General features: G+C 61.0%; 14 protein-coding genes and 1 tRNA gene. 12 read left to right on the forward strand and 3 right to left on the reverse strand.

All coding sequences use genetic code 11. The annotated features are described in order from the left end of the window. Positions 1 to 170 precede the first annotated feature (170 nt). Positions 171 to 5,330, reverse strand: a complete 5,160-nt coding sequence (locus NF676_RS14305) for a trifunctional serine/threonine-protein kinase/ATP-binding protein/sensor histidine kinase (protein ID WP_435406605.1) — start codon at positions 5,328 to 5,330, stop codon at positions 171 to 173. A 352-nt stretch (positions 5,331 to 5,682) separates the two neighbouring features. Between NF676_RS14305 and NF676_RS14310 the strand changes: the two genes are divergently transcribed. Both NF676_RS14310 and NF676_RS14315 read left to right on the forward strand, forming a co-directional pair. Next, on the forward strand, positions 5,683 to 6,672 hold the full coding sequence (locus tag NF676_RS14310) for a response regulator (RefSeq protein ID WP_039760593.1): 990 nt from the start codon (positions 5,683 to 5,685) through the stop codon (positions 6,670 to 6,672). Further along, complete coding sequence (locus NF676_RS14315; RefSeq protein WP_225914370.1) at positions 6,669 to 7,070, forward strand: response regulator transcription factor; 402 nt, start codon at positions 6,669 to 6,671, stop codon at positions 7,068 to 7,070. Before NF676_RS14310 ends, NF676_RS14315 begins: the two co-directional genes overlap by 4 nt. A 5-nt stretch (positions 7,071 to 7,075) precedes the next feature. On the opposite strand, the gene NF676_RS14320 is transcribed toward NF676_RS14315, so the two are convergent. Beyond that, positions 7,076 to 7,678, reverse strand: a complete 603-nt coding sequence (locus NF676_RS14320; RefSeq protein ID WP_122706395.1) for a TetR/AcrR family transcriptional regulator — start codon at positions 7,676 to 7,678, stop codon at positions 7,076 to 7,078. 139 nt (positions 7,679 to 7,817) lie between these two features. Here NF676_RS14320 and NF676_RS14325 point away from each other — a divergent pair, with 139 nt between their 5' ends. The 10 genes from NF676_RS14325 to NF676_RS14370 all read left to right on the forward strand — a co-directional run bounded on the left by NF676_RS14325 (position 7,818) and on the right by NF676_RS14370 (position 23,754). Continuing rightward, complete coding sequence (locus NF676_RS14325; RefSeq protein WP_252886245.1) at positions 7,818 to 8,606, forward strand: SDR family NAD(P)-dependent oxidoreductase; 789 nt, start codon at positions 7,818 to 7,820, stop codon at positions 8,604 to 8,606. A gap of 55 nt (positions 8,607 to 8,661) precedes the next feature. Continuing rightward, entirely contained in the window at positions 8,662 to 9,678 is a 1,017-nt protein-coding gene (locus NF676_RS14330; RefSeq protein ID WP_252886246.1) for an NADP-dependent oxidoreductase, read from the forward strand. A 659-nt stretch (positions 9,679 to 10,337) separates the two neighbouring features. Further along, positions 10,338 to 12,743 carry a glucose/quinate/shikimate family membrane-bound PQQ-dependent dehydrogenase gene (locus NF676_RS14335; protein ID WP_252886247.1) on the forward strand — a complete coding sequence of 802 codons (2,406 nt, stop codon included), beginning with the start codon at positions 10,338 to 10,340 and terminating at the stop codon, positions 12,741 to 12,743. Between the two features lie 97 nt (positions 12,744 to 12,840). Continuing rightward, positions 12,841 to 14,139, forward strand: a complete 1,299-nt coding sequence (locus NF676_RS14340; RefSeq protein ID WP_252886248.1) for a carbohydrate porin — start codon at positions 12,841 to 12,843, stop codon at positions 14,137 to 14,139. 300 nt (positions 14,140 to 14,439) lie between these two features. Then, entirely contained in the window at positions 14,440 to 15,945 is a 1,506-nt protein-coding gene (proP, locus tag NF676_RS14345) for a glycine betaine/L-proline transporter ProP (protein WP_252886249.1), read from the forward strand. Positions 15,946 to 16,110: 165 nt separating this feature from the next. Then, positions 16,111 to 17,814, forward strand: a complete 1,704-nt coding sequence (locus NF676_RS14350; RefSeq protein WP_252886250.1) for an amidase — start codon at positions 16,111 to 16,113, stop codon at positions 17,812 to 17,814. A gap of 200 nt (positions 17,815 to 18,014) precedes the next feature. Next, positions 18,015 to 19,310, forward strand: a complete 1,296-nt coding sequence (locus NF676_RS14355; RefSeq protein ID WP_252886251.1) for an OprD family porin — start codon at positions 18,015 to 18,017, stop codon at positions 19,308 to 19,310. Positions 19,311 to 19,733: 423 nt separating this feature from the next. Beyond that, on the forward strand, positions 19,734 to 20,093 hold the full coding sequence (locus NF676_RS14360) for a DUF6124 family protein (RefSeq protein ID WP_056786177.1): 360 nt from the start codon (positions 19,734 to 19,736) through the stop codon (positions 20,091 to 20,093). A 447-nt stretch (positions 20,094 to 20,540) separates the two neighbouring features. Further along, positions 20,541 to 22,886 carry a hypothetical protein gene (locus NF676_RS14365; protein ID WP_252886252.1) on the forward strand — a complete coding sequence of 782 codons (2,346 nt, stop codon included), beginning with the start codon at positions 20,541 to 20,543 and terminating at the stop codon, positions 22,884 to 22,886. Positions 22,887 to 23,394: 508 nt separating this feature from the next. Continuing rightward, positions 23,395 to 23,754, forward strand: a complete 360-nt coding sequence (locus NF676_RS14370) for a DUF6124 family protein (protein ID WP_252886253.1) — start codon at positions 23,395 to 23,397, stop codon at positions 23,752 to 23,754. A gap of 330 nt (positions 23,755 to 24,084) precedes the next feature. Here the strand turns inward: NF676_RS14370 and NF676_RS14375 are convergent. Further along, positions 24,085 to 24,180: transfer RNA gene (locus NF676_RS14375), tRNA-Sec, on the reverse strand.

Here is a 24,180-nt window from a genome sequence, read left to right on the forward strand (position 1 = left end):
GCTGGTGGTCGGCGTTGGTACGGCGGTGAACTCCCCCCTCACCCCAGCCCTCTCCCTAGGGAGAGGGAGCCGATTTGTGGGCTTTCCAAAACCGGAGTTCGGCTACATATCCCAGGTCGGCATAGCTCGACCAAACACCTCGGTCAGTCCCCTCTCCCTCCGGGAGAGGGTTAGGGAGAGGGGCTTTTGATCCTGGCGTCCGGCGCAAGCGGCAGCCTGAAGCAGATCCGCGCGCCCTCTTCGCTGTCTTCCACGCGCAACGTCCCGCCATGGGCGCCTATCACCGTTCGGCAAATCGCCAGGCCCATGCCCATGCCGCTGCCCTTGGTGGTGAAGAACGCATCGAAAATTTCTTCACGCTGATGCTCGGCGATCCCCGGCCCGTTGTCTTGAAAAGCCACGCAGACCTGCCCATCGGACAGCGTCGACTCAATCACCAGGCGCCCGTCAGTCACGCCCTGCCCACCCATTGCTTCCAGCGCGTTGACGATCAGGTTGTAGATCACCTGCTGGATCTGCACCCGATCCCCCAGCACCGGGTCAGCAGCGTTAAGTTGCGTGTGCAAGCTCACCCCGCGATTGTGCACATCGCTGGCCGTCAGTTGCACGACCTCACCGATCAACGCGTCAATCGACACCGGTAATCGTTGCAACGGCGCCTGCCTGGCCAATGCGCGCAAGGCCTGGACGATCTCGGTGGCACGGGCGCTGTCGGAGCGGATGTCTTCCAGTCCCTGAATAGCCTCGTCGAGATCAGGCGTGTCGCGCTTGAGCCAGCGCAGACTGGCCGAGGCGTTCGATGAAATGCCCAGCAGCGGCTGGCTGATTTCGTGGGCGATCGAGGCCGACAGTTCGCCCATCATTTTCAGGTGCGAGTTGCGCGCCAGTTCCGCCCGCGAGCTGCGCAAGTCGGCTTCCATCTGCGCGCGCAAGCGGTTGTCTTCGACCAGTTGCGCGTAGAGCCGTGCGGTCTGCAGCGACACCGCTGCCTGCGAGGCGAGGATTTCCAGCATGGTCAGGCGTTCGGCGCTGAACAGCTTCGGTACCAGGCTGTTTTCCAGATACATCAGACCGATCAGCGCGCCCTGCTTGAGCAACGGCAGGCACATCAGCGAGCGCGTCTGCCGCTCGCGCAAGTCGGCGCTGTAAGCTTGCGGGCAGTCGGCGCGGGCATCGTCGAGCACCAGCGGCGTGCGCGTGCGCATGGTCGAATTGAGTACTGAAACCGGCGCGATCTGCTCCAGCGAGCGATCGTTGTCCTGACTGACCCGCACGTTGCCCGCCTCGACATGCGCGGCAGCGGCCAATTGCAACTCACCCTCGGCGACCAACAGCAGCGCGCCGCGGTCGGCACCGGCCTGAATCATCAAGTGATTCATCAAGGTCTCCACCAGCCGATCGAGCAACACCTCTTGCGAGACCGCGCGTGCCGCTTCAATGCCGACTTCCAGATCAAGGCGCACCCGCGTCACCGGCGTTCCCGCTTGAAGGGAATGCTCGTGGGCGAGAAACGGATGCTGCGCTTCGAGCTGGCGCGCCTTGGCTTCAGCGCCCCACAGCACATAGCAGTCGCGCGCAACACGCAGGTGATGATGCGTGCCGGAGACCAGGCCGTTGGCCAGGCAGACCTCGGCCAGTTGTTCATGTGCCAGTGCTTGCTCATGGATAAATCCGGCAGCGGCCGCCGCGATTTGCGCTTGGTCGAAGCAGCGAATGGCGGCCAGCCCTTCGCCGCGCACGCGGGCCATCGCGCCTTCGATCAGCAGCAGTTTGTTGCTGAAGGTTGAAGGATTGAGCTCGACCCATGGCAGAAAACGCTGCCGTTGCTGCTCCAGCTTCTGCAGTTTTTCGGCAACAGAGCCCGGCGCCTCGGGACTGGCCAGTGCCAGGCTGTAGAACAGGTAGTAATGCGCCAGATCAATGTGCGCCGGCAGCGACCAGGTCAACGCCTCGGCGTCTTCGAAACGGCGCAACGCGTAACGCACTTCACCGAAATAGAACGCCGACATGCCCGAATACAACCACATCCACAACAGCGTCGGCTGTGAAACGCGGTCGCGATGCAGCGGGCCAAAACGGTCATGTTCCAAAGCATCCAGCATTGCGAGCGAACGAGGCTCAGGCCCATTGCGCAAATCGCTGGCGAACGCCTGTTGCGCCAGCAGAATGCGCTCGATGTCGATGTAGTGAAACTGCCGCACCCAACTCAGGCCGACGTCCAGCTCGTTCAACACGTTTGGCAGCGGCTCGCCCATGAACAGCAGATCGGAGCCGATGTGGTTGCAGGCGTAACACGACATGCCCAGATCGCCGCCGGCCTGACCGCACTCAAACGCGGCGAAAGCCTTCTGCCGCGCGTAGGCCATCGGCCGGGTCCACGCGCTGACCTGATCCAGCGCCACCAGCGTGCCGGTGCGCCCCGCCTCATAGCCGTGCAGATCAGTCAGATCGAGCGCCAGTTCGGCGAAAGCAACACCGTCCAGATATTCGCCATAACGGTCGGCGATCATCACGCCGTACCAGGCAAAACCGTAGCCGCTGCTCGGCGTGGTGCCATGGAGCAAAGTCAGTTCGACCATCTTCGCCAGGTGCAGAAAAGCAATGTCGTCCTGCACGAAGAACGAGGCGATCAGCGTGCTCAGCAGTTCCATGGCGACTTCGATTCGCGGCTCGTTGGCTTTGGGCAACGCCGTCAACTCAGCGATCCGTCGCGCACCGACCAATTGCCGAACCCGTTCGAACGCTTCGCCCAGTTGCGCCTTCGAGGGTTGTCGCAGCAGGTCGATGTCGAGCAACGCAAGACCGGCCAGCGCTTCGCCGATCGCGCCGTGGTAATCGGAATGCAAGGTGCGCAGGCTGGCGCGCAGGCGGTAGGTTTTCGCGCGGTCCAGCACGGTGGCAGCGTGTTCCAGGCAATCGTCGAGACGCTGTTGCGCGCCGGGCAGATCCGCCAGCAACATCGCGCAGTCGGCTGCCAGCCAGCGCGCCGCGAAGGCTTGCGGGTAGAACCGCGTCCAGCCGTTGTCGCCGAGTAATACCTCGGCGCTGCGCAGATAATCCACGGCCTGCTCGACAGCGGCGCTATCGCGGGCGCGCTCGGCAGCTTCGAGCAATAACTGGATGAACTCAGCGCGTCGAGGCGCTTGCAGCGCATTGCCGGCGCTGCGCTGAATCTGACTGGCGATGTCGAAGACCCGCGCCTGCCGCTGCTCGCCGCATTGATCGAGCATGGCGGCAGCGATGCGCGCATGCTCAGCCGAGCGCCCGGCCGGTGCGGTCAGCGCAGCGGCGGCTTCCAACACGCGATCGTGGGGAAACAGCAGTTGGCCCGGCTCGCGCAGGAGAAATCCGGCGCTGACCAGATAATCCACGTCACGCAGCAATTGCGCAGGATCGTCCCCCAGCAAATCGCCCAACAGCGTTTCGTCACAGCGGCCACCGACGTAACCCGCGGTGCGCAACACTTCACGGGCACTGGCCGGCAGACGCAGCAAGCGTTGCACCATCAATTCGGCCACGTTGTCGGCGTAGCGATAGCCGTTCACTTCGGCCTGATTCCACACCCAGCGCCGCGTCGTCGCGTCGAAACGCAGCAGACGCTCGTCCACCAACGCGCGCGCCACCTGGCTGACGAACAACGGATTGCCGGCGGTTTTGAAGTGCACGACGCGGGCCAGCGCCTCGAGGTTGTCGACGTCAGCATCGAGTTCGACCGCCATCAGTTGCGCAACGGCCTGCACCGACAGCGGCCCTAGTCGAAGGTCACTGACTGGCAGCGCGGGTGCTCTGCGCATCTCATCGAGCCAGCCGCCCGGATGCTCCGTCAACTCGCCCTCGCGATACGCCAGAACCAGCAGCAGATGCCGCGTCGGTCGGCCGATAAAGGCTTTGAGAAACGCCTGCGTCGAGTCGTCAGCCCACTGCAAGTCGTCGATAAACAGCAGCAGCGGATGCCCCGGTTGTGCAAAGACTTCGAGCACATCGAGAAGCGCCCGATTGACCCGATCCAGGGCGTGGCGCGCCGGCATGTTCGGCAGTTCGGCGGTGGCGCCGATCAGCAGTTCGGCTTCCGGTGCCAGGTCCAGCAGCAAGCGGCCACGGCCCTTGAGGGTTTCGCGCAGTTGCTCGGCCAAGGCCTGCAAGGCCAGTGTGGGCTTGGTCAACACTTGGCTGATCAGAGACTGAAAAATCTGCGCCAGCGGCGCGAAAGGCCGGTCATTGTTCAGCAGTTCGATCTTGCCGGTGGCCCAATAACCGGGTGCCTGGCTACGCAGGACTTGCTGGATCAGCGTCGACTTCCCCGCTCCCGGTGCGCCGGCAACCAGCAGCACGCGAGCGATGCCGTCGCTGCGCACGCGCTGGATCTGTTCAAGCAGTTGCTGACGTTCGTCATCACGACCAAACAGCACATCGCCGCGCGTGGCCGTTGCGCGAGCATCGAATGCACCGAGGCGGAACGCTTCGATCTGGCCTTTTTTCTGCCATTGGCGCAGGCACCAGGTCAGATCGGCGGCCAGCGATTCGATGCTTTGATAGCGCGCGTCCGGCTCCTTGGCCAGGCCCTTGAGCAGCACATGACAAATGCCTTGCGGCAGGTCGGGTTGGTATTGCGCTGGCGACAATGGCTGGACGGCGGCGTGCACATGCAACCATTGCGAGGCGTCGCGAGCGATCAGCGGCGGGCGCCCGGTCAGCGCCTCGTAGATGATTGCCGACAGCGCATAGACGTCGCTGCGCTCATCGGAATCGACGCCGTCGCGCTGCAGCTGTTCCGGCGCCAGATAAGGCCAGTGTTCCAGGCTCGGCAGTTCGGTCGCCGGCGTTTCCTGCGCGTGGGTGTGAAAGCCCATCAGCCTGACGCTGTCGTCAGCATCGACCAGCAGATGCCAAGGCAATAAAGAACACTTTGGGAGCGAGCCTGCTCGCGAAAGCGGTGGGTCAGTCAAGGGTGATGTCGGCCGGAATGACGCTTTCGCGAGCAGGCTCGCTCCCACAGGGTTTTGCGGTGATTCCGGATGGCGAGAGTGGACCAGCGCATTCGCGGCGGCGACGGCGATATTCAACACCCGTCCGAGTGGTAAGCCGGCGGCGTCGATCAGTCCAGCCAGCGGCGCGCCCCATTGCGGGTAGACCAACACCGGCCCGTCCGCCGAACGTATCAGCGCGAGCGGGTTGAGCGCCCACTGCGAAGGCAACTGCAAATGGAAATCGCGCTCCAGCCGCTGGCACAGCGCCGGACGCTGGATCGGCGCACGCACGGCGAACCAGCTCTGGCCCGAGTGGCTGTCTTGAAGGCTGAACCAGGTCAGTTCATGGTCACGGCGCAGCAGACTGAACCGACAGTTCTCCAGCCATGCTTCATCGAGCATCGGCGCATCGGCCGCGCGGGAAATTGCAGATGAAGATGGCTGGCCGGGCATACGCATTCACCGCTGGAAATGGGATTCAGGCTGGTGGCGAAGTATACCCAGCGTTTTTTTGCCAGAGGGCCAGCCGCTGCGCTGATGTCCGTCTGCAGCCTCAAGATGGCCGTCCAGAGCCTTGCGCGGCTGTTTCTTGCGCTATAGAAGCCCACGTCTTATCCCTCGGGATAATTGCTTTATGCCAGGCCGTCCCCTAGCGTACGAACCTGATAACCCGGCGCCCGCGCCCTGTCCTTCTCACCGCAACGCAGAGGCCCGCATGATCCGACTCGGCCAAGCCACGATTTCTTTGGAACGGCGCGAAGCCTTTCTCGATGGCCGGCCCTTGCGCATGGGCGGGCGGGCGTTCGAAATACTTTCGGTACTGATGCAGGCCGATGGGCGCATCGTCAGCAAGGACGAGCTGATCAATCAGGTGTGGCCGGACATCGTCGTCGAAGAGAACAATCTGCAAGTGCAGATTTCCTCGCTGCGCAAACTGCTCGGGGAAAAAGAAATCATCCAGACGGTTGCCCGTCGAGGTTACCGATTATTGAAAGACCGCGAACCCAAACTGCCCGTGTTCAACGCCCTGGCCTCGGCGCCGATGGTAGCGCAGCCGCCGTCGGTCGATACGCAATCGGTGCCGGTGTTCATCGTTGACGATGAGGCCTGCGTGCGCAGCGCATTGAGCCGCTTGTTGCGCGCCGAAGGCATCGAGCACCGGATTTTCCAGTCCGCCGAAGAGCTGCTCGAGGCCGACATCGCCAGTGGCCCGGCGTGCCTGTTGCTCGACGTCAGCCTGCCCGAAACCACAGGCCTGCAATTGCAGGCGGCGCTGAACGAGCGCGGCTTGCCGTGGCCGGTGATCTTCATGACCGGCCACGGCACGATTCCGATGTCGGTGCAGGCGATGAAGGCCGGCGCGGTGGAGTTTCTGACCAAGCCATTCAATGACGATGAACTGCTCGGCATTCTGCGCAGCACCCGTCAACACGCCGCGACTGCGTTCAATCAATGGCAACGGGTTCAGCACGTGCGGCAGCTGGCGGCGCAACTGACACCGCGTGAGCGCGAGGTGCTGCCGCTGATTGTCGGCGGTCTGTCGAACAAGCAGATCGCCAACCAATTGGGCACCAGTGAAGTGACCGCCAAGGTTCATCGCAAACACATCATGGCGAAGATGCAGACCCGCTCGCTGGTCAACCTCGTCGAACTCTACGGACTGATCAGCGCTGCGCCTTCGCCTGGCCCATCGAGCCTGTCGTGAGCGGCCCGGCGGGTCGCCCGACGGCGATCGAGAACACCCGACCGACGATTGTCTGCATCGTCGATGACGACGCGTCGGTGCGCAAAAGCCTGTCGAATCTGCTGCGTTCGGTCGGGTATCGCGCGCAGGTTTATGCCAGTGGCGAAGCGTTTCTCGCCGAAGCCGACTTCGCCGAAATCGCCTGCCTGCTGCTGGATCTGCGCATGCCCGGCCTGTCCGGCATCGACGTGATGCGCCAGCTGCCGCGACAGTTTCCGGTGATCTGCATGTCCGCCCATTGGGACGAAGCGGCGCTGGCTGAGTCCGGGCATTACCAGGCGTTTGAATGCCTGTGCAAACCCTTCGAAGAAGAGGTTTTGCTGGCGGCACTCGACAAGGCCCTGCACCGCCAGCACTGATCGCTTCAGCTGTCCTGCGTGGCTTCTTGCGCAGTTTCGATCGCGGGCAGCGACTCAGTCATCGAAGCGTGACACACCGCCAGAATCTCATCGGCCAGCGCCGAGTCATCCGGGCAGGCCCGCGACAGCATGATCGCCCCGACGGCGCGGGCCAGCAGGTCGATCATCCGGGTTCGGCCCTCACCTTGCGGTGCATCCGCTGCCGTCGGGTATCTCTCGCCGAGCGTCTGCAACGTGCGCTCGATGCCTTCAGCGAACGCCGCTTTCACGTCCCCGGACTGCCGCGCCGCATCGCCGCACAACGCTGCCATGGTGCAACCGGTGGAACGGCCGTCACGATGCTCGCGCGACACGTACACGTCGATGAAATCCTGCACGCTCATGCTTTCGGCGGCGGCCGTGGACTGCGCCAGGCTGTTGGCCGACGCTTCGGCCATCAGGTCGGCCTTGGAGCCGAAGTGTTTGTAGAAACCGCCGTGAGTAAAACCGGCGGCCGCCATCAGGTCAGCCACGCCGACCCCGTCATAACCGCGTTCGCGGAACATCACTGAAGCGGTTTCGACAATGTGCTCGCGATTGGCCTGAGCCTGAGCCTTGGATACGCGCATGTTGAATACCTCCAGCGCTGAAAATTCATCGGCCGATGATACATAGATGTTGGCCATAATCAAAACCGTTGACAGTTTAGATTTGGATCATCATCCTAAAGGCCCGCAATCAGTCTTCAACTGACAAAGAGCCCACACCATGACTACTCGCCCTACTGTTCTGATTACTGGCGCCTCCACCGGCATCGGCGCCGTCTACGCCGCACGTTTCGCCCAACGCGGGCACGATCTGGTGCTGGTCGCCCGTGACCAGTCGCGCCTGGACACCCTTGCTGCCGGTTTGCGCGCTGAGCACAACGTCAATGTCGAAGTGCTACAGGCCGACCTGACGCGACTGAGCGACCTGCAAACCGTCGAGGCGCGTCTGCGTGACGACGCGCGCGTCGGCATCCTCGTCAACAATGCCGGCGCCGCGCAGTCCGGTACCTTCATCGAGCAGAGCACCGACAGCGTGGCGCAACTGGTCGAGCTCAACACCACGGCGCTGGTGCGTTTGGCCAGTGCGATCGCCCCGCGCCTGGCCAAGGCCGGCGACGGCGCGATCATCAACATCGGCTCGGTGGTGGGCCTGGCGCCGGAGTTCGGCATGTCGGTGTATGGCGCGACCAAGGCGTTCGTGCTGTTCCTCTCTCATGGCCTGAGCCTGGAACTGTCGCCACAAGGCGTGTATGTGCAAGCGGTCCTGCCCGCCGCCACCCGCACGGAAATCTGGGACCGCGCCGGTATCGACATCAACACCCTCACCGACATCATGGAAGTCGGCGACATGGTCGACGCCGCGCTGGTCGGCTTCGACCGTCGCGAAGTCGTGACCATCCCGCCGCTGCACGAAGGCGAGCGCTGGGACGCCCTGCAAACCGCGCGGCAGGGCCTGTTGGGGCAGATCCGCCAGTCGGTTGTTGCGCAACGTTATCTGACGCAAGCCTGACCTCATTCAAACCCGCCGCTATGCCGGCGGGTTTCTACCGACAAGAGCATCCGCAATGAAGGCATTTTTCATCGAGCGCTACGGCAAGCAGAACGGCCGGATTGGCGACCTGCCCGAACCGCTGGTTGGCGCTCACGACGTGCTGATCGAAGTGCGCGCGAGTAGCGTCAACCCGCTGGATCTGAAGATTCGCAGCGGCGAATTCAAGATGATCCTGCCCTATCAAATGCCTTTGATATTGGGCAACGATGTCGCCGGTGTGGTGCTCAGCACCGGTGCGGCGGTCAAGCGTTTCAAGCCGGGCGATGAGGTTTATGCGCGGGCGCCTGAAAACAGGATTGGCACGTTTGCCGAACGCATCGTTGTCGACGAAACAGCGGTCGCGTTGAAACCCGCCAATCTCGCCATGACCGAGGCGGCTTGCATGCCGCAGGTGGCGTTGACGGCGTGGCAGGCACTGGTCGAAGTCGCCAACGTGCAAAAAGGCCAGAAGGTACTGATTCACGCCGGCTCCGGTGGCGTTGGCACGGTCGCCATTCAACTGGCCAAACACCTCGGTGCTTTTGTTGCGACTACGACCAGCACGGCGAATGTCGCGTGGGTCAAGGCGCTGGGCGCTGATGTGGTGATTGATTACAAACAGCAGGATTTCGCCAATGAGCTGCGCGACTACGACGTGGTGCTCAACAGCCTCGGCGGCGATGTGCTGGAAAAATCGTTGAGGGTGTTGAAACCGGGCGGGCAACTGATTTCCCTGTCAGGGCCGCCGACTGCGCAGTTCGCTCAGCAGCAGGGTTTGTCGTGGCTGCTCGGGCTGGTCATGCGTCTGCTCAGCAGTGGTATTCGGCGCAAGGCGCGCAAGCGTGGGGTGGGTTATTCGTTTCTGTTCATGCGTGCCGACGGCATCCAGTTGCAGAAAATCACTGCGTTGATTGAGGCCGGGGTGATCAAACCGGTGATCGATCGTACTTTTCCGTTCGATCAGATAGCTGACGCCTTGCACTACGTTGAACAAGGCCGGGCCAAGGGCAAGGTTGCCATCGTGATCGATCCTGAAACGCCCTCACCCTAACCCTCTCCCAGAGGGAGAGGGAACTGACCGAGCTGAATGCGCGAGTAACGCCGACCTGAGATACCGAGGCGATCACAGGTCTCAAAAAGCCCACAAATCAGCTCCCTCTCCCAGAGGGAGAGAGGACTGACCGAGTTGAATGCGCGAGTTACACCGACCTGAGAAACCGAGGCGAACACAGGTCTCAAAAAGCCCACAAATCGGCTCCCTCTCCCAGAGGGAGAGAGGACTGACCGAGTTGAATGCGCGAGTTACACCGACCTGAGATACCGAGGCGAACACGGGTCTCAAAAAGCCCACAAATCGGCTCCCTCTCCCAGAGGGAGAGAGGACTGACCGAGTTGAATGCGCGAGTTACACCGACCTGAGATACCGAGGCGAACACAGGTCTCAAAAAGCCCACAAATCGGCTCCCTCTCCTCGGGGAGAGGGCTGGGGTGAGGGGTGAATCCAGCGCGGTGTCCAAGCATGTGCATTGCAATACCACGCTCAATCCGCCCCTCCTGCTGAAACCTCGAGAAACCCCTCTCAACTTGCGTTTTGCTAATCCTGCACCACGCTTGATTCACAGAAGTGCACGTTTTCATGGCAAAACTGCGGTTAACTGAATGGTTAGTTACCGCTATAATCCCGCGCTTCATTCAAACGGGACTTTCAATGTGAACCACAGTCAACGCGTCTCAGGCGTTTCAACGTTCATCCTGGTCGGCCTTGGCGTGATCATCGCCCTGCTCGGTCTGGCGCTCGCGGCCGGCGGTGTGAAGCTGGTCAGCCTGGGCGGTTCCTGGTACTTCCTGGTCGGCGGTCTGGCGATGACCGTTTCCGGCGTGCTGATCGCACTGAAGAAAACCGCAGGCGCCTGGTTGTTCGCCGCGTTTCTCGTGGCCACCGCGATCTGGGCCGTGGCTGACGCCGGGCTGGTGTTCTGGCCGGTGTTCTCGCGGCTGTTCATGTTCAGCGCCATCGGTATGGTCGTCGCTCTGGTCTACCCGCTGCTGGCGCGCGCCAATGGCCGGGCTGCCGGTCGTGGTGCATATGCCGTGGCCGCTGTGCTGGCGGTCGGCGTGGCCATTGCGGCGGGCAACATGTTTGTCGCTCACCCTACGGTTGCCGCCACTGGCACTGGCCCGGCCCTGACTCCGGTCGAGCCGGCCAAGGCGCAGAAAGACTGGGCGCACTACGGCAACACCGAAGGTGGCAGCCGCTTCGCCGCGCTCGACCAGATCAACCGCAACAACGTCGACCAGTTGAAAGTCGCGTGGACCTACCACACCGGGGACGTCGCCGAGAGCGATGGCAACGGCGCCGAAGACCAGCTCACCCCGCTGCAGGTCGGCAACAAGGTGTTCATCTGCACCCCGCACAACAACCTGATCGCCCTCGATGCCGACACCGGCAAAGAGCTGTGGAAGAACGCGATCAACGCGCAATCGAAAGTCTGGCAGCGCTGCCGTGGCATGGCCTATTTCGACGCCACCGCGACCATCGCTCAGCCGAGCAACTCTTCGATCATCGAAGCCAAACCGGCGCCGGCTGCCAACTGCCAGCGTCGTCTGCTGACCAATACCATCGATGCCCGCCTGATCGCGGTCGACGCTGACACTGGCGAGTTCTGCCAGGGTTTCGGCAACAACGGCCAGGTCGATCTGAAGGCCGGTCTGGGTGATGTTCCGGACAGCTACTATCAGTTGTCGTCCGCGCCATTGATGGCTGGCACCACCGTAGTGGTTGGCGGTCGTGTTGCCGACAACGTGCAGAGCGACATGCCGGGCGGTGTGATTCGCGGTTTTGACGTGATCACCGGCGCCATGCGCTGGGCGTTCGACCCGGGCAACCCGCAGGACCGCAACGCACCGGCCGACGGCAGCACCTATGTGCGCAGCACGCCGAACAGCTGGGCACCGATGTCCTACGACGCGGCGACCAACACCGTATTCCTGCCGATGGGCAGCTCGTCCACCGACATCTATGGTGTCGAGCGCAGCGAACTGGACCACAAGTACGGCGCCTCGATCCTCGCGCTGGACGCCAGCACCGGTGAAGAACGCTGGGTGTTCCAGACTGTCCACAACGATCTGTGGGACTTCGACCTGCCGATGCAGCCGAGCCTGATCGACTTCGACAAGGACGGCCAAAGCGTTCCGGCGCTGGTCATCGGCACCAAGGCCGGGCAGATCTATGTGCTCGACCGCGCCACTGGCAAGCCGCTGACCGAGGTCAAGGAAGTACCGGTGAAAGCCGCGAACATCCCTAACGAGCCGTACTCGCCGACCCAGCCGAAATCCGTGGGCATGCCGCAGATCGGCGCGCAGCACCTGACCGAATCGGACATGTGGGGCGCCACGCCGTACGACCAGTTGCTCTGCCGTATCGACTTCAAGAGCATGCGCTACGACGGCCTGTACACAGCGCCGGGTACCGACAAATCGCTGAGCTTCCCGGGTTCGCTGGGTGGCATGAACTGGGGCAGCATCTCCACTGACCCGGTGCACGGTTTCATCTTCGTCAACGACATGCGCCTGGGTCTGTGGATCCAGATGATCCCGTCGCAGAACAAAGGCCAGGCCGCTGGCGGTGGTGAAGCGCTGAACACCGGCATGGGCGCTGTTCCGCTCAAAGGCACGCCGTACGCGGTGAACAAGAACCGCTTCCTGTCGGTGGCCGGCATTCCGTGCCAGGCGCCGCCGTTCGGCACTTTGACCGCGATCGACATGAAGACCCAGAAAGTCGCGTGGCAAGTTCCGGTCGGCACCGTTGAAGACACTGGCCCTCTGGGCATTCGCATGCACTTGCCGATCAAGATCGGTCTCCCCACCCTCGGCGGCACCCTGTCGACCCAGGGCGGCCTGATCTTCATTGCCGGCACCCAGGACTTCTACCTGCGCGCCTTCAACAGCGGCAATGGCGAGGAAGTCTGGAAAGCCCGTCTGCCGGTCGGCAGCCAGGGCGGCCCGATGACGTACGTTTCGCCGAAAACCGGCAAGCAGTACATCGTCGTCACTGCTGGCGGCGCACGCCAGTCGACCGATCGTGGCGATTACGTGATGGCTTACGCCCTGCCGTAACTCGCTGCCGCACAACCAACCTCCTCCAAGCGCGCGGTGCCCCAAAGCACCGCGTCGCCGTTTTATTGCGTTAAAGATTTCAGCAGGAAGGATTCACATGTCATCGGCTGTTCGCTTTTCTCGTACCAAGCTTTCCACTGGCCTGTTGCTGGGTCTGAGCTGCACCACTGCCCTACCCGCGCTGGCCGCCAGCGACTCTGATCTGCTGACCCGCAGCACCCTGACCGGTGACTGGGGCGGCTTGCGTCATCAACTCGATGAAGACGGCATCAAGTTCACTGGCGATTACAGCGGCGAAACCGCCTACAACGCCGACGGCGGCCTGCACCGTTCGGCGCGCTACTCGCAGAACATCAAACTCGGCGTGCAGTTTGATCTGAGCAAACTCTACGGCGTCGACAACGCCGGCAAAGTGCAACTGACCATCAACGACCGGCGCGGTAACAGCGCTTCGGAAGATCTGGTCGGCAACCGCCTGCCGATTCAGGAAAACTACGGCGGCCTGTACACGCGCCTGACGGAACTGAGTTACGAGCGCAGCCTGTTCACCCCGGCGCTGAACGTGAAGCTCGGCTACATGGCCATGGGCAACGACCTCGGCGGTCTGGATAGCGGCATTCTGTGCAACTTCATGAACGCCGGTTTCTGCGGTCACCCGCTGAACATGTCCGGCGGCAGCGGCTGGACCAACTACCCCAACGCGCGTCTGGGCGTGCGGGTCAAATACGACCTGTCGCCGTCCTGGCAGCTGCGTGTGGCAGCGTTCAACGTCGATCCAGAAAGCAACGGCAATTCCAGCCGCGCCTGGCATCTGGGGCCGAAGCACACCACCGGCACCGTCGTGCCGATCGAGCTGGTGTACAAGCACGCCGGCGAGCTGCCGGGTGAGTACAAGCTCGGCTATTACTACGACAGCTCCGACGTCAAACGCATTGGCAGCGACGACGAAGTGTCCGGGCGTGGCGGACATTATTTGTTGATCGATCAGGCCGTATGGCGTTCGCCGACCTCCGAGGGCCGCAGCCTGCATGCGTTCGGTCAGTATTCGGCGGCCAGTGAAGCGGCATCACCGTTCAGCAAGTGGTACGGCACCGGCGTGGTTTTGTACAAACCGTTCGAAGGCCGCCCGCGTGACACCCTGGCGCTGGGCTATGGCCGCGCCGTGCCAAACCCGCGCAGCCGCGATGTGCAGCAGGATGCCGCGTTGGCCAGCGGTGCTGCGTTCCCGAATCTCGATAGCGCCGAACAATTGATCGAGTTGGGCTACGGCTACCAGGCCACCCCGTGGCTGACCCTGCGCCCGAACCTGCAATACATCATCGAACCGGGCGCGTTTTCCGGGCAGGACATCGACAATGCGTTGGTGGTGGGTCTGCAGGTGAAGGCTGCGCTTTAAGCCTTGTAATGGATGTCATGGCGTCATCGCTGGCAAGCCAGCTCCCACAGGGTTTGACGGCGGACACAAAATCCCGGCAACACCCAAAACCCTTGTGGGAGCTGGCTTGCCAGCGATAGCGGTGGGTCAGGCAATACAGCTCCAACAAGGCTCGGAGTTGCACCTCCCCCACCTGTCGAAATTAATTCCAGCCCATCGGTGAATTATTTCGTGTCCGCATGTATCTGAGCCAGAAGAGCCGGCGCCATCATGGAGATGGCATCGCAGCGGTAATCTGGATCAGCGAGCGGGAACAGCGCAATGAAATCACGCAAGAACACCGTCAAACCGATCGGTTTGAAAGACATCACCATTGTCGACGATGCCAAGATGCGCAAGGCGATCACCGCCGCCGCACTGGGCAACGCCATGGAGTGGTTCGACTTTGGCGTCTACGGCTTTGTCGCCTATGTGCTCGGCAAGGTCTTCTTCCCCGGCGCCGATCCCGGCGTGCAAATGATCGCCGCGCTGGCGACCTTCTCCGTGCCCTTCCTCATCCGTCCGCTTGGCGGTTTGTTCTTCGGTGCGCTGGGCGACAAATACGGACGGCAGAAAGTCCTCGCCGCGACCATCGTCATCATGTCCCTGAGTACCTTCGCCATCGGCCTGATTCCGTCCTATGCCTCGATCGGCATCTGGGCGCCGATCCTGCTGTTGCTGGCGAAAATGGCCCAAGGCTTCTCGGTCGGTGGCGAATACACCGGCGCCTCGATCTTCGTCGCTGAATACGCGCCCGACCGCAAACGCGGCTTCCTCGGCAGTTGGCTGGACTTCGGCTCGATCGCCGGTTTCGTCTTCGGTGCCGGCGTGGTGGTGCTGATTTCAACCATCCTCGGTGAACAGCGCTTCGAAGAATGGGGCTGGCGGATTCCGTTCTTCCTCGCCCTGCCGCTGGGCATGATCGGCCTGTATCTGCGCCACGCCCTGGAAGAAACCCCGGCGTTCCAGCAACACGTTGAAAAACTCGAACAAGGCGACCGCGAAGGCCTAGCCGGTGGCCCGAAAGTGTCGTTCAAGGAGGTCGCGACCAAACACTGGCGCAGCCTGATGACCTGCATCGGTGTGGTGGCGGCGACCAACGTCACCTATTACATGCTGCTCACCTACATGCCGAGTTATCTAACGCACAACCTTCACTACAGCGAAAACCACGGCGTGCTGATCATCATCGCGATCATGGTCGGCATGCTCTTTGTGCAGCCGCTGATCGGTTTCATCAGCGACAAGATCGGCCGCAAACCCTTCATCGTCGTCGGCAGCATTGGCCTGTTCATCTTCGCCATTCCGGCGTTCATGCTGATCAACAGCGGCAGCATCGCCCTGATCTTCTCCGGCCTGCTGATCCTCGCGGTGCTGCTCAACTTCTTCATCGGCGTGATGGCCTCGACCCTGCCGGCGATGTTCCCCACGCACATCCGCTACAGCGCGCTGGCCAGTGCCTTCAACGTCTCGGTGCTGATCGCTGGTCTGACCCCGACTGCCGTGGCCTGGCTGGTGGAAAGCACCAACGATCTGTACATGCCTGCGTATTACCTGATGGTCATCGCCGTGGTCGGTCTGGTCACTGGCGTGACCATGAAGGAAACCGCCAACAAACCCCTGCGCGGCGCGGCCCCGGCGGCTTCCGACCTCGAAGAGGCCAAGGAACTGTTGCAGGAACACCACGACAACATCGAGCAGAAAATCGAAGACATCGATGCCGAGATCGCCGAGTTGGAGGCCAAGCGCAAAGTGCTGGTCCAGCAGCATCCGCGCATCAATGGATGATCCGCTGGACGCAGAAAAAATCGGCGGGGCCGTCACCCCGCCGATTACTCGAAGCGCGGCTTGGTGTTAAATAGGCGCCAGTCTTGACCTTGTCGCTTAAAGCCGTGCAACGAGAACCGCTATGAATACCCCTGCCCCAAACAACCACGCTCAACAGGTGACCCAATGATCGAAGTCACCGAAGTCTCCATCGCCCAACTGCGCGCCGCCCTTGAATCCGGCCAGACCACTGCCGTGGAGCTGGTGCAGGCCTATCTGGCACGCATTGATGCCTACGATGGCGCCGACACTTCGACGGCACTCAACGCCGTCGTCGTGCGCAACCCTGAAGCGCTGAACGAAGCCCGCGCCTCCGACGCCCGCCGCGCCAACGGTGAAACCCTCGGCCCGCTCGATGGCATCCCCTACACCGCCAAAGACAGTTATCTGGTCAAGGGCCTGACCGCCGCTTCCGGCAGCCCGGCATTTGCCGATCTGGTCGCCCATCGCGACGCCTTCACCATCGAACGCCTGCGCGCTGCCGGGGCGATCTGCCTGGGCAAGACCAACATGCCGCCGATGGCCAATGGCGGCATGCAACGCGGCGTCTATGGCCGCGCCGAAAGTCCGTACAACGCCGCTTACCTCACCGCCCCGTTCGCCTCCGGCTCGTCCAACGGTGCCGGCACCGCGACCGCTGCGAGTTTCGCTGCCTTCGGCCTGGCTGAGGAAACCTGGTCGAGCGGCCGTGGCCCTGCGTCGAACAACGGCCTGTGCGCCTACACCCCGTCGCGCGGGGTGATTTCGGTGCGCGGCAACTGGCCGTTGACCCCGACCATGGACGTCGTCGTGCCGTTCGCGCGGACCATGGCCGACCTGCTCGAAGTGCTCGACGTGGTCGTCGCCGAAGACCCGGACACCCGTGGCGACCTCTGGCGCCTGCAACCGTGGGTGCCGATCCCGCGCGTCAGCGAAGTGCGCCCGGCTGCGTACAGTGAACTGGCCGCCGATGCCAAAGCCCTGGCCGGCAAACGCTTCGCCATCCCGCGCATGTACATCAACGCCGACCCCGACGCCGGCACCAGCGAAGCCCCCGGCATAGGCGGCCCGACCGGCCAGCGCATCAACACCCGCGCGTCCGTGATTGATTTGTGGAAGCAGGCGCGCCAAGCCCTCGAGGCCGCTGGCGCCGAAGTCGTCGAAACCGACTTTCCGCTGGTCTCCAATTGCGAAGGTGACCGCCCTGGCGCGCCAACCGTGTTCACCCGTGGGCTGGTGTCGAAAGAATTCCTCCACCATGAACTGTGGGATCTGACAGCCTGGGCGTTCGACGACTTCCTGCAGGCCAACGGTGACCCGAAGCTTAATCGTCTGGTGGATGTCGACGGGCCGAAGATCTTCCCGCACGACCCCGGCACCCTGCCCAACCGCGAGGGCGATCTGGCCGCCGGCATGGACGAATACGTGCGCATGGCCGAACGCGGCATCACGCCGTGGAATGAAATCCCTACCGTGCCTGATGGCTTGCGCGGTCTGGAGCGAACCCGACGCATCGACCTCGAAGACTGGATGGACAACCTCGGCCTTGACGCCGTGCTGTTCCCGACCGTCGCTGACGTCGGCCCGGCCGATGCGGATGTCAATCCTGCTTCGGCCGACATCGCCTGGAGCAACGGCGTCTGGGTGGCCAACGGCAACCTCGCGATCCGCCACCTCGGCGTTCCGACCGTCACCGTGCCCATGGGCGTGATGGCCGACATCGGCATGCCCGTCGGCCTGACCTTCGCCGGCCGCGCTTATGACGACTCGAACCTGCTGCGCTTCGCCGCCGCTTTCGAATCCACCGGCAGCAAACGCCAGATCCCACCGCGCACACCGCCGCTGGCTTAATACACTGTGTCAGCTCCCACAAACCCTGTGGGAGCTGGCTTGCCAGCGATGGAGGCCTGACGGCCGCCAAAGTTCTAATTGACTACCCCCGACTCCCACAGGTTTTGTGGTGAAAGCTGCCAACTCAGCACATCAACCCAATCCTCTTTGTTCCCAATCTTCGATCATCAGCGCCATTCGAATTACCACCGGCCCTGACCATGATCAACCGCGCGCCCTCCCGCCTCACCCTGCTTGCCATGCTCTGCGGTCTGACCGGCACCGCCCATGCCAGCGGATTTTTCGACGATGCCAAAAGCGATGTCCTGCTGCGCAACTTCTACCTCAGCAACGACTACCGCTCGCCCACGCCCTTCGGGAAAAACTACAAACAGGAATGGGCACAGGGCTTTATCGGTAACTTCTCATCCGGTTTCACCGAAGGCACGATCGGCTTCGGCATTGACGCCCACGCCTTCGCCGGCCTGAAACTCGACGGCGGCAAGGGCCACTCAGGCACCGGTCTGCTACCCGTCGACAGCGATGGTCGCAGCGAAAACGACTATTCCAGCGCCGGCGGTGCGTTCAAGCTCAGAATCTCACGCACCACTCTGGCCTTCGGTGAAATGACCGTAGAAACCCCGGTCTTCGACACCTCCGACAAACGCCTGCAACCGGAATACGCCACCGGCTTTTTGCTCAACAGCGCCGAGCTCGACAACGTCAATCTGGTCGCCGGACACTTCACCGCATTCAAGAACCAGGACAGCTCTTCCGGCAAAGGCGATTTCTACGGTTACGGCGCCAACACCGAAGCGGGTGGCATCAGCTTCGTCGGTGCCGATCTGTTCAGCTCAAGCCCGATCGGCGGCGCACTCTACGCCTCAGAACTGAGCGACACCTGGCATCAGTATTACGGCAACCTGCATTTCAAACAGTCCGGCGTGCTGCTCGACGCCAACCTCTACCACACCCGCGACACCGGCCGCGCAGTGGCCGGCGAGATCGACAACACCGCCTTCAGCCTCTCCGGCAAATACAGCTTCGGCCCGCATGCGGTGATGCTCGGCTGGCAGCGGATCAATGGCGACACGCCGTTCGATTTCGTCGGCGGCGACTCGATCTACCTCGCCAACTCGATCAAATACGCCGACTTCAACGGCGCCAACGAACGCTCCTGGCAAGCCCGCTACGACCTCGACCTCGGCGCCTTCGGCATCCCCGGCCTGAACTTCATGACCCGCTACGTCAGCGGCAGCCACATCGACGGTACGCACGCGCCGAAGGGCGGCGCCTACAACTCGTTCGACGCCGACAGCGGCGACTATCAACCGCAACAAGGCAATGGTGGTAAACACTGGGAACGCGACATCGACCTGAAATATGTCGTGCAATCCGGCGCCGCGAAGGATCTGTCGGTGCAGCTATCGCACGTCACCCACCGCGCCAACGAGGCGCAGGCTGGCGATGATATTGACCGGCTTTACGTGGTCATTCAGTACCCGTTGGGTTTCTGAACTACCCACTCAGCTCTTGCTGAAAACATGATCCCAAGTGTGGGAGCGAGCCTGCTCGCGAAGAGGCCATCATGTCCGGCGCAATTCTGAGATTTAAACGCCGCTGTTTAAAAGACACCTCCAGACACGGTCTCAAGGCTACAAATCCTTGCGCCATTGCCTACGGCCAAGCCAGAATCCGCCGGCTTGTGCGCCTTGGGGGCGGGTTCTATTGTGGTGCGGTCGCTGACTGTTCAGTGATCGGGTTTAGCAGCCCGGCAAATTTTCAAGGCACGCTGGCTCCGCCTATCTTTTTATGGCGGCTTGCGTGGGGCACTTCGGTGCGCCGGGATCCTTGAGCCTGGTCTGCTAACCCGCGTAAAGCCGCCACCCTCTTCGTTTAGCAGCGAAGGCTGACGGCTCCATTTCTCAAGGAGCTTTACCATGATCAAACCCACACCCAACCCACCCGAATCCGACCCCACCTCCCCCTACGAATCCCTCGACTCAAAAAAACTCCACGAAGCCGCCGACCGCGCCCTCGACCACTACCTCTGCCCACCCGGCTCGACCCCACCACCCTTCAGCCCCCGCGCCATGTACGCCGTCACCGCCGACACCAAAAACGAAGACTTGCTGGCCAACGCCTGCGAAACCCTCGCCTCGGCCAAAACCATCGCCCAGGAATTCGCCGGGCTGGTCAAGCCATCGCAGCGCCGAACGCTGATGGGCATCGCGCAGTTGATCATGCTCGGGGAATTGGCAGTGAATCGGGTGCTGGATAATCTGGAGTTGCCACAGTAGCGCCTCCTGCGACGATCGTTCCCGCGCGCAGCATAGGAATGCCTCAACGGACGCCCCGCGTTCGGGGCTTAGGAAGGGACGCGGAGCGTCCCTGGCTGCATTCCCACGCAGAGCGTGGGAACGATAAAAGATCGCAGCCTTCGGCAGCTCCTACAAATCGATGTAAGAGCTGCCGAAGGCTGCGATCTTTTGCTTTGGGAAACTGGCGGAAGAAAGCCGGAGTCGAACCTGCCCGGGAACGGATGCCGTCTCCAACCGGGTTTGAAGCCCGGCCGCGCCTCTGGTTGTGCGTCGGCATCGGCCTGCGCATCTCCGAACGCAGACCTACCGCCCGTCGCAAACCCACCTTCACCTGTCAGATCTGACAGTAGCCAACTTCCCCCACCCGGTATCTGATATCTCCATCCCGGCCAGCCCTCCCTGGCCGTCTCATCAGGAAGGTGTGCGATGGACAATGCTCAACCCGACAACGACGTCATGACACTGCATCCCGTGAAAATATACCTGGCGATCGAGGGCGTGATCAGCGACCCGCCAGCCATACCCCCCATACACGCGTATGGCTTGCCATTGCGGATATTCAGGGAACTCACACGCGATGGAGTCAATGCCGCTGGTGTGCAGGTGGTGGTCGATCCACCTGTGGACGTTGGTCAATATGTCGACATCCGGCTCTACATCAACGGTGTGCAGAGCGGCATTCCACAGCAAGTCGTCAACGAGAGAATGACCTTCTCTGTGTTCCAGAGGGAGTTTCGCGACGGGGTCATCAACAAAATCCAATACATGCTGAAAAGCATCGCCGGCAATGAAAACAAATCCATCGAAGCGTGGGCGCTCTACAACGACACGTCGCCCGGCGGCAATGATGTGCCTGGCACCGGCGATCATCCGGGGCTGCTGATCAGCCTGCCGGAAGAGCTCGGGGATCCGGCAGTGATTGACAAAGATCAGGCTGAGAAAGGCGTACTCCTGAAGTTCGATTACCCTTATTGCCGAGCCTACGATGCGGTGGAATACGAGATCAATCGCCAGCGTTTCACTCACAGGGTGACGCCGGAAGAAGCCGGCAAGCCGTTCTCGGTGCTGATTGATTCCGACAGGCTGAAAGAAATCGGCAGTATCACCAACTGTCCGTTCTCCTACACCGTGATTGATCAACTGAAAAATCCGACCCACCAAAGCCGCTGGTCGAAGTTCATTTTTGCCAACATTGATCTTGAGCGCACATTTCTGCCCAAGCCACTCTTGCGCGAAATTGCGGACGATGACATGGACGATCCCGCGCTTGTGGACCTCGAAAAACTCGACGGTCGGCCGCTATTGATCGTCATTTCTCCCACTACCTCGCATTTTCAAAAGGGCGACACGGTCAAGGCGTTTTATCGACTGAACGAAGCGGCCGAGAAATCGATTCAACCGGGCGTGATCACCGACAGGTTCGGGGTACTGCAACCGTGCATTCTGGAACTACCCAACGATCAGCTGACTTCCGGCGCACGCTTGCAGGTGCGGTTTGAACTGGAACGGCCAGCGGGCAACATCATTGGTCATTCCGGAACGGCTGAGGCCGAGATCATTGGCGAAACGGCGCCGGATCTGCTATCGCCAAAAATCAAACAAGCGCCAGGCAACAGCCTGGATCCGTTTGCGGCGAAAGATGCGCTGACCGCGCTGGTCTTCGATCCTTCCATTCAGCTCAATGATGTCATCGTAGTGCGTTGGACCGCCGCCCCGGGCGTTCCCGCCGATGGCTCCGATACCTCGCCGCCTCACGTGGTAAGAGCACTGGGGACGCAAGAGATTGCGCTGGATAACAAGGTGCTTGCGTACAGTTTCGGCAGGAACGTCACTGTGGATTACAGCAAGACAACCGGATCTGAAACACGGGATTCCCTGCCGCTGACACTGACCGTGCAGGACATTGCCGACGGCCATCCCGGATTGCCCACGCCGGCGATTGATCGGGTGACGGGAGATGTGCTGGATCCGGCGGACTTGTTGCCGACGGATCATACGCGGACGGCGGCTTGGCCATTCATTGCCTTGGGGCAAAGGATTTGGCTGACGTATACCGAAATCAAGAGTGATGGCAGTACGGGAATTGTTGAAGAGGCTTATAAAGGAAAAGAGGTGACGGCTGAGGAATTGGTCGGAATACGCCATCCAGTACCACTAGACAAGTTGCTGATGTTGGAAGAAGACTCGACACTTGAGATTGAGGTGAAGGTTTCTTTTGATAGGACTGAAGATGATCAAATATCCTTGCCGAAGAAAATGTATACGATCAAGAAAGCCCTCGATGATCTGACTACTTTTACTAATTATGAGAGCAATGGCTGGCAATTTGAGCAAGGAGCAGGATCAATAGTCAAAGAGAACGATGAGTACTATGCATACTCCCAACCAGGCCAAAATACCGCATCCTTATACATTTCAAAATCATATCACCACCTTGAGAGCGGGGAATCATGTGCTCTCAGCTTCGACTATATGAGCTCGCATCCCATAAACTTCAGTATCTTTATGACGCCACACTTGAACGCGCCCAATAGAATAACTTTATTGGGCCCAATATTATCTGGCACTAACAACTGGAAAAATATCCTCATGAAATTTTTTCTCGGCACACCACAAACAACAGCGCATTCAAGAATATTTATAATGTTGCAGGCACCTTCAACCATTAAAATAGACAATGTTCGACTAAAGAAAATACCGCGAATCGAAATTGAAAATAATGCCCAGCCATTCACATTGACGAGCAATAATTCGGCTCCTAGCGGCAATTAAGGTGCGAAACCGTTGTAGTAATGCAAACGAAAAGCAAAGAAAAGGTGACGGAGATATATAAGAGTAATTTAAACAGCACGCGTGATCGAGGTTATTTTTCACTGGCCGGGATGGTCCTTTCGCGACCAGCTTCGGCGCAATGCTTCGATTTAAACGAAACTGTTTAAAAGACACCTCCAGACACGCCTTCCAGGCTACAAATCCTTGCGCCATTACCTACAGCTACGCCAGAATCCGCCGGCTTGTGCGCCTTGGGGGCGGGTTCTATTGTGGTGCGGTCGCTGACGAATCAGCGATCGGGTTTAGCGATCCGACTCATTACAGACGCACCAATGCCCAGTCTCAATTGCATTTTTCGATCTGCACTTGATGTCATGGTGGCTGTGCGTGGGAGACCTTCGGGTCTACCCGGGGTTTCTGTGACCCGGATCGCTAACCTGCGTACAGCCGCCACCTTTACTTGTTTAGCGATGAGCCGTGGCGGCTAAATCAACCACGGAGTCTCACCATGATCAAACCAACACCCAACCCACCCGAAACCGATCCCACCTCCCCCTACGAATCCCTCGATTCGAAAAAACTTCACCAAGCCGCCGACCGCGCCCTCGACCACTACCTCTGCCCTCCCGGCTCAACCCCACCCCCCCTCAGCCCCCGCGCCATGTACGCCGTCACCGCCGACACCAAAAACGAAGACTTGCTGGCCAATGCCTGTGAAACCCTCGCCTCCGCCAAAACCATCGCCCAGGAATTCGCCGGGCTGGTCAAGCCATCGCAACGCCGAACGCTGATGGGGATCGCGCAGTTGATCATGCTCGGAGAGTTGGCGGTGAATCGGGTGCTGGATAATCTGGAGTTGCCACAGTAGCGGGCCTCGCTAAAGGATGCTGAGTGAGGCGCCTTCGCGGGCAAGCCTACACAGGGTTTTCTGTCAATCACATGGCTTCGTTCACGCCGCCAACTTTGTGGGAGCGAGCCTGCTCGCGAATGCGGTGGGTCAATCTCTGAGATGTCGACTGATATACCGTTTTCGCGAGCAGGCTCGCTCCCACATAAGTTCGCGGCTGCCTCTGAATAACTGGCGAACCAAACGGGCCAGACTACGTTTCTCCTGCATTCAGAATCAACGCAGCCTTCGGCAGCTCCTACATCGATTTGTAGGGGCTGCGGAAGGCTGCGATCTTTGCTCTTAGGAGACTGGCGGAAGACAGCCGGAGTCGAACCTGCCCGGGAACGGATGCCGTCCCCAACCGGGTTTGAAGCCCGGCCGCGCCACCGGGCGCGATTGTCTTCC

The organism is Pseudomonas siliginis (genome assembly GCF_024072275.1).
Classification (GTDB): Bacteria; Pseudomonadota; Gammaproteobacteria; order Pseudomonadales; family Pseudomonadaceae; genus Aquipseudomonas; species Aquipseudomonas siliginis.

Bases quoted from the DNA above. Each gene is read 5' to 3' on its own strand.
- NF676_RS14320 (WP_122706395.1), bottom strand. From the start codon at position 7,678: ATGCGCGTATCCAAGGCTCAGGCTCAGGCCAATCGCGAGCACATTGTC.
- NF676_RS14310 (WP_039760593.1), top strand. From the start codon at position 5,683: ATGATCCGACTCGGCCAAGCCACGATTTCTTTGGAACGGCGCGAAGCC.
- NF676_RS14325 (WP_252886245.1), top strand. From the start codon at position 7,818: ATGACTACTCGCCCTACTGTTCTGATTACTGGCGCCTCCACCGGCATC.
- NF676_RS14350 (WP_252886250.1), top strand. From the start codon at position 16,111: ATGATCGAAGTCACCGAAGTCTCCATCGCCCAACTGCGCGCCGCCCTT.
- NF676_RS14340 (WP_252886248.1), top strand. From the start codon at position 12,841: ATGTCATCGGCTGTTCGCTTTTCTCGTACCAAGCTTTCCACTGGCCTG.
- NF676_RS14365 (WP_252886252.1), top strand. From the start codon at position 20,541: ATGGACAATGCTCAACCCGACAACGACGTCATGACACTGCATCCCGTG.
- NF676_RS14370 (WP_252886253.1), top strand. From the start codon at position 23,395: ATGATCAAACCAACACCCAACCCACCCGAAACCGATCCCACCTCCCCC.
- proP (WP_252886249.1), top strand. From the start codon at position 14,440: ATGAAATCACGCAAGAACACCGTCAAACCGATCGGTTTGAAAGACATC.
- NF676_RS14355 (WP_252886251.1), top strand. From the start codon at position 18,015: ATGATCAACCGCGCGCCCTCCCGCCTCACCCTGCTTGCCATGCTCTGC.
- NF676_RS14330 (WP_252886246.1), top strand. From the start codon at position 8,662: ATGAAGGCATTTTTCATCGAGCGCTACGGCAAGCAGAACGGCCGGATT.
- NF676_RS14360 (WP_056786177.1), top strand. From the start codon at position 19,734: ATGATCAAACCCACACCCAACCCACCCGAATCCGACCCCACCTCCCCC.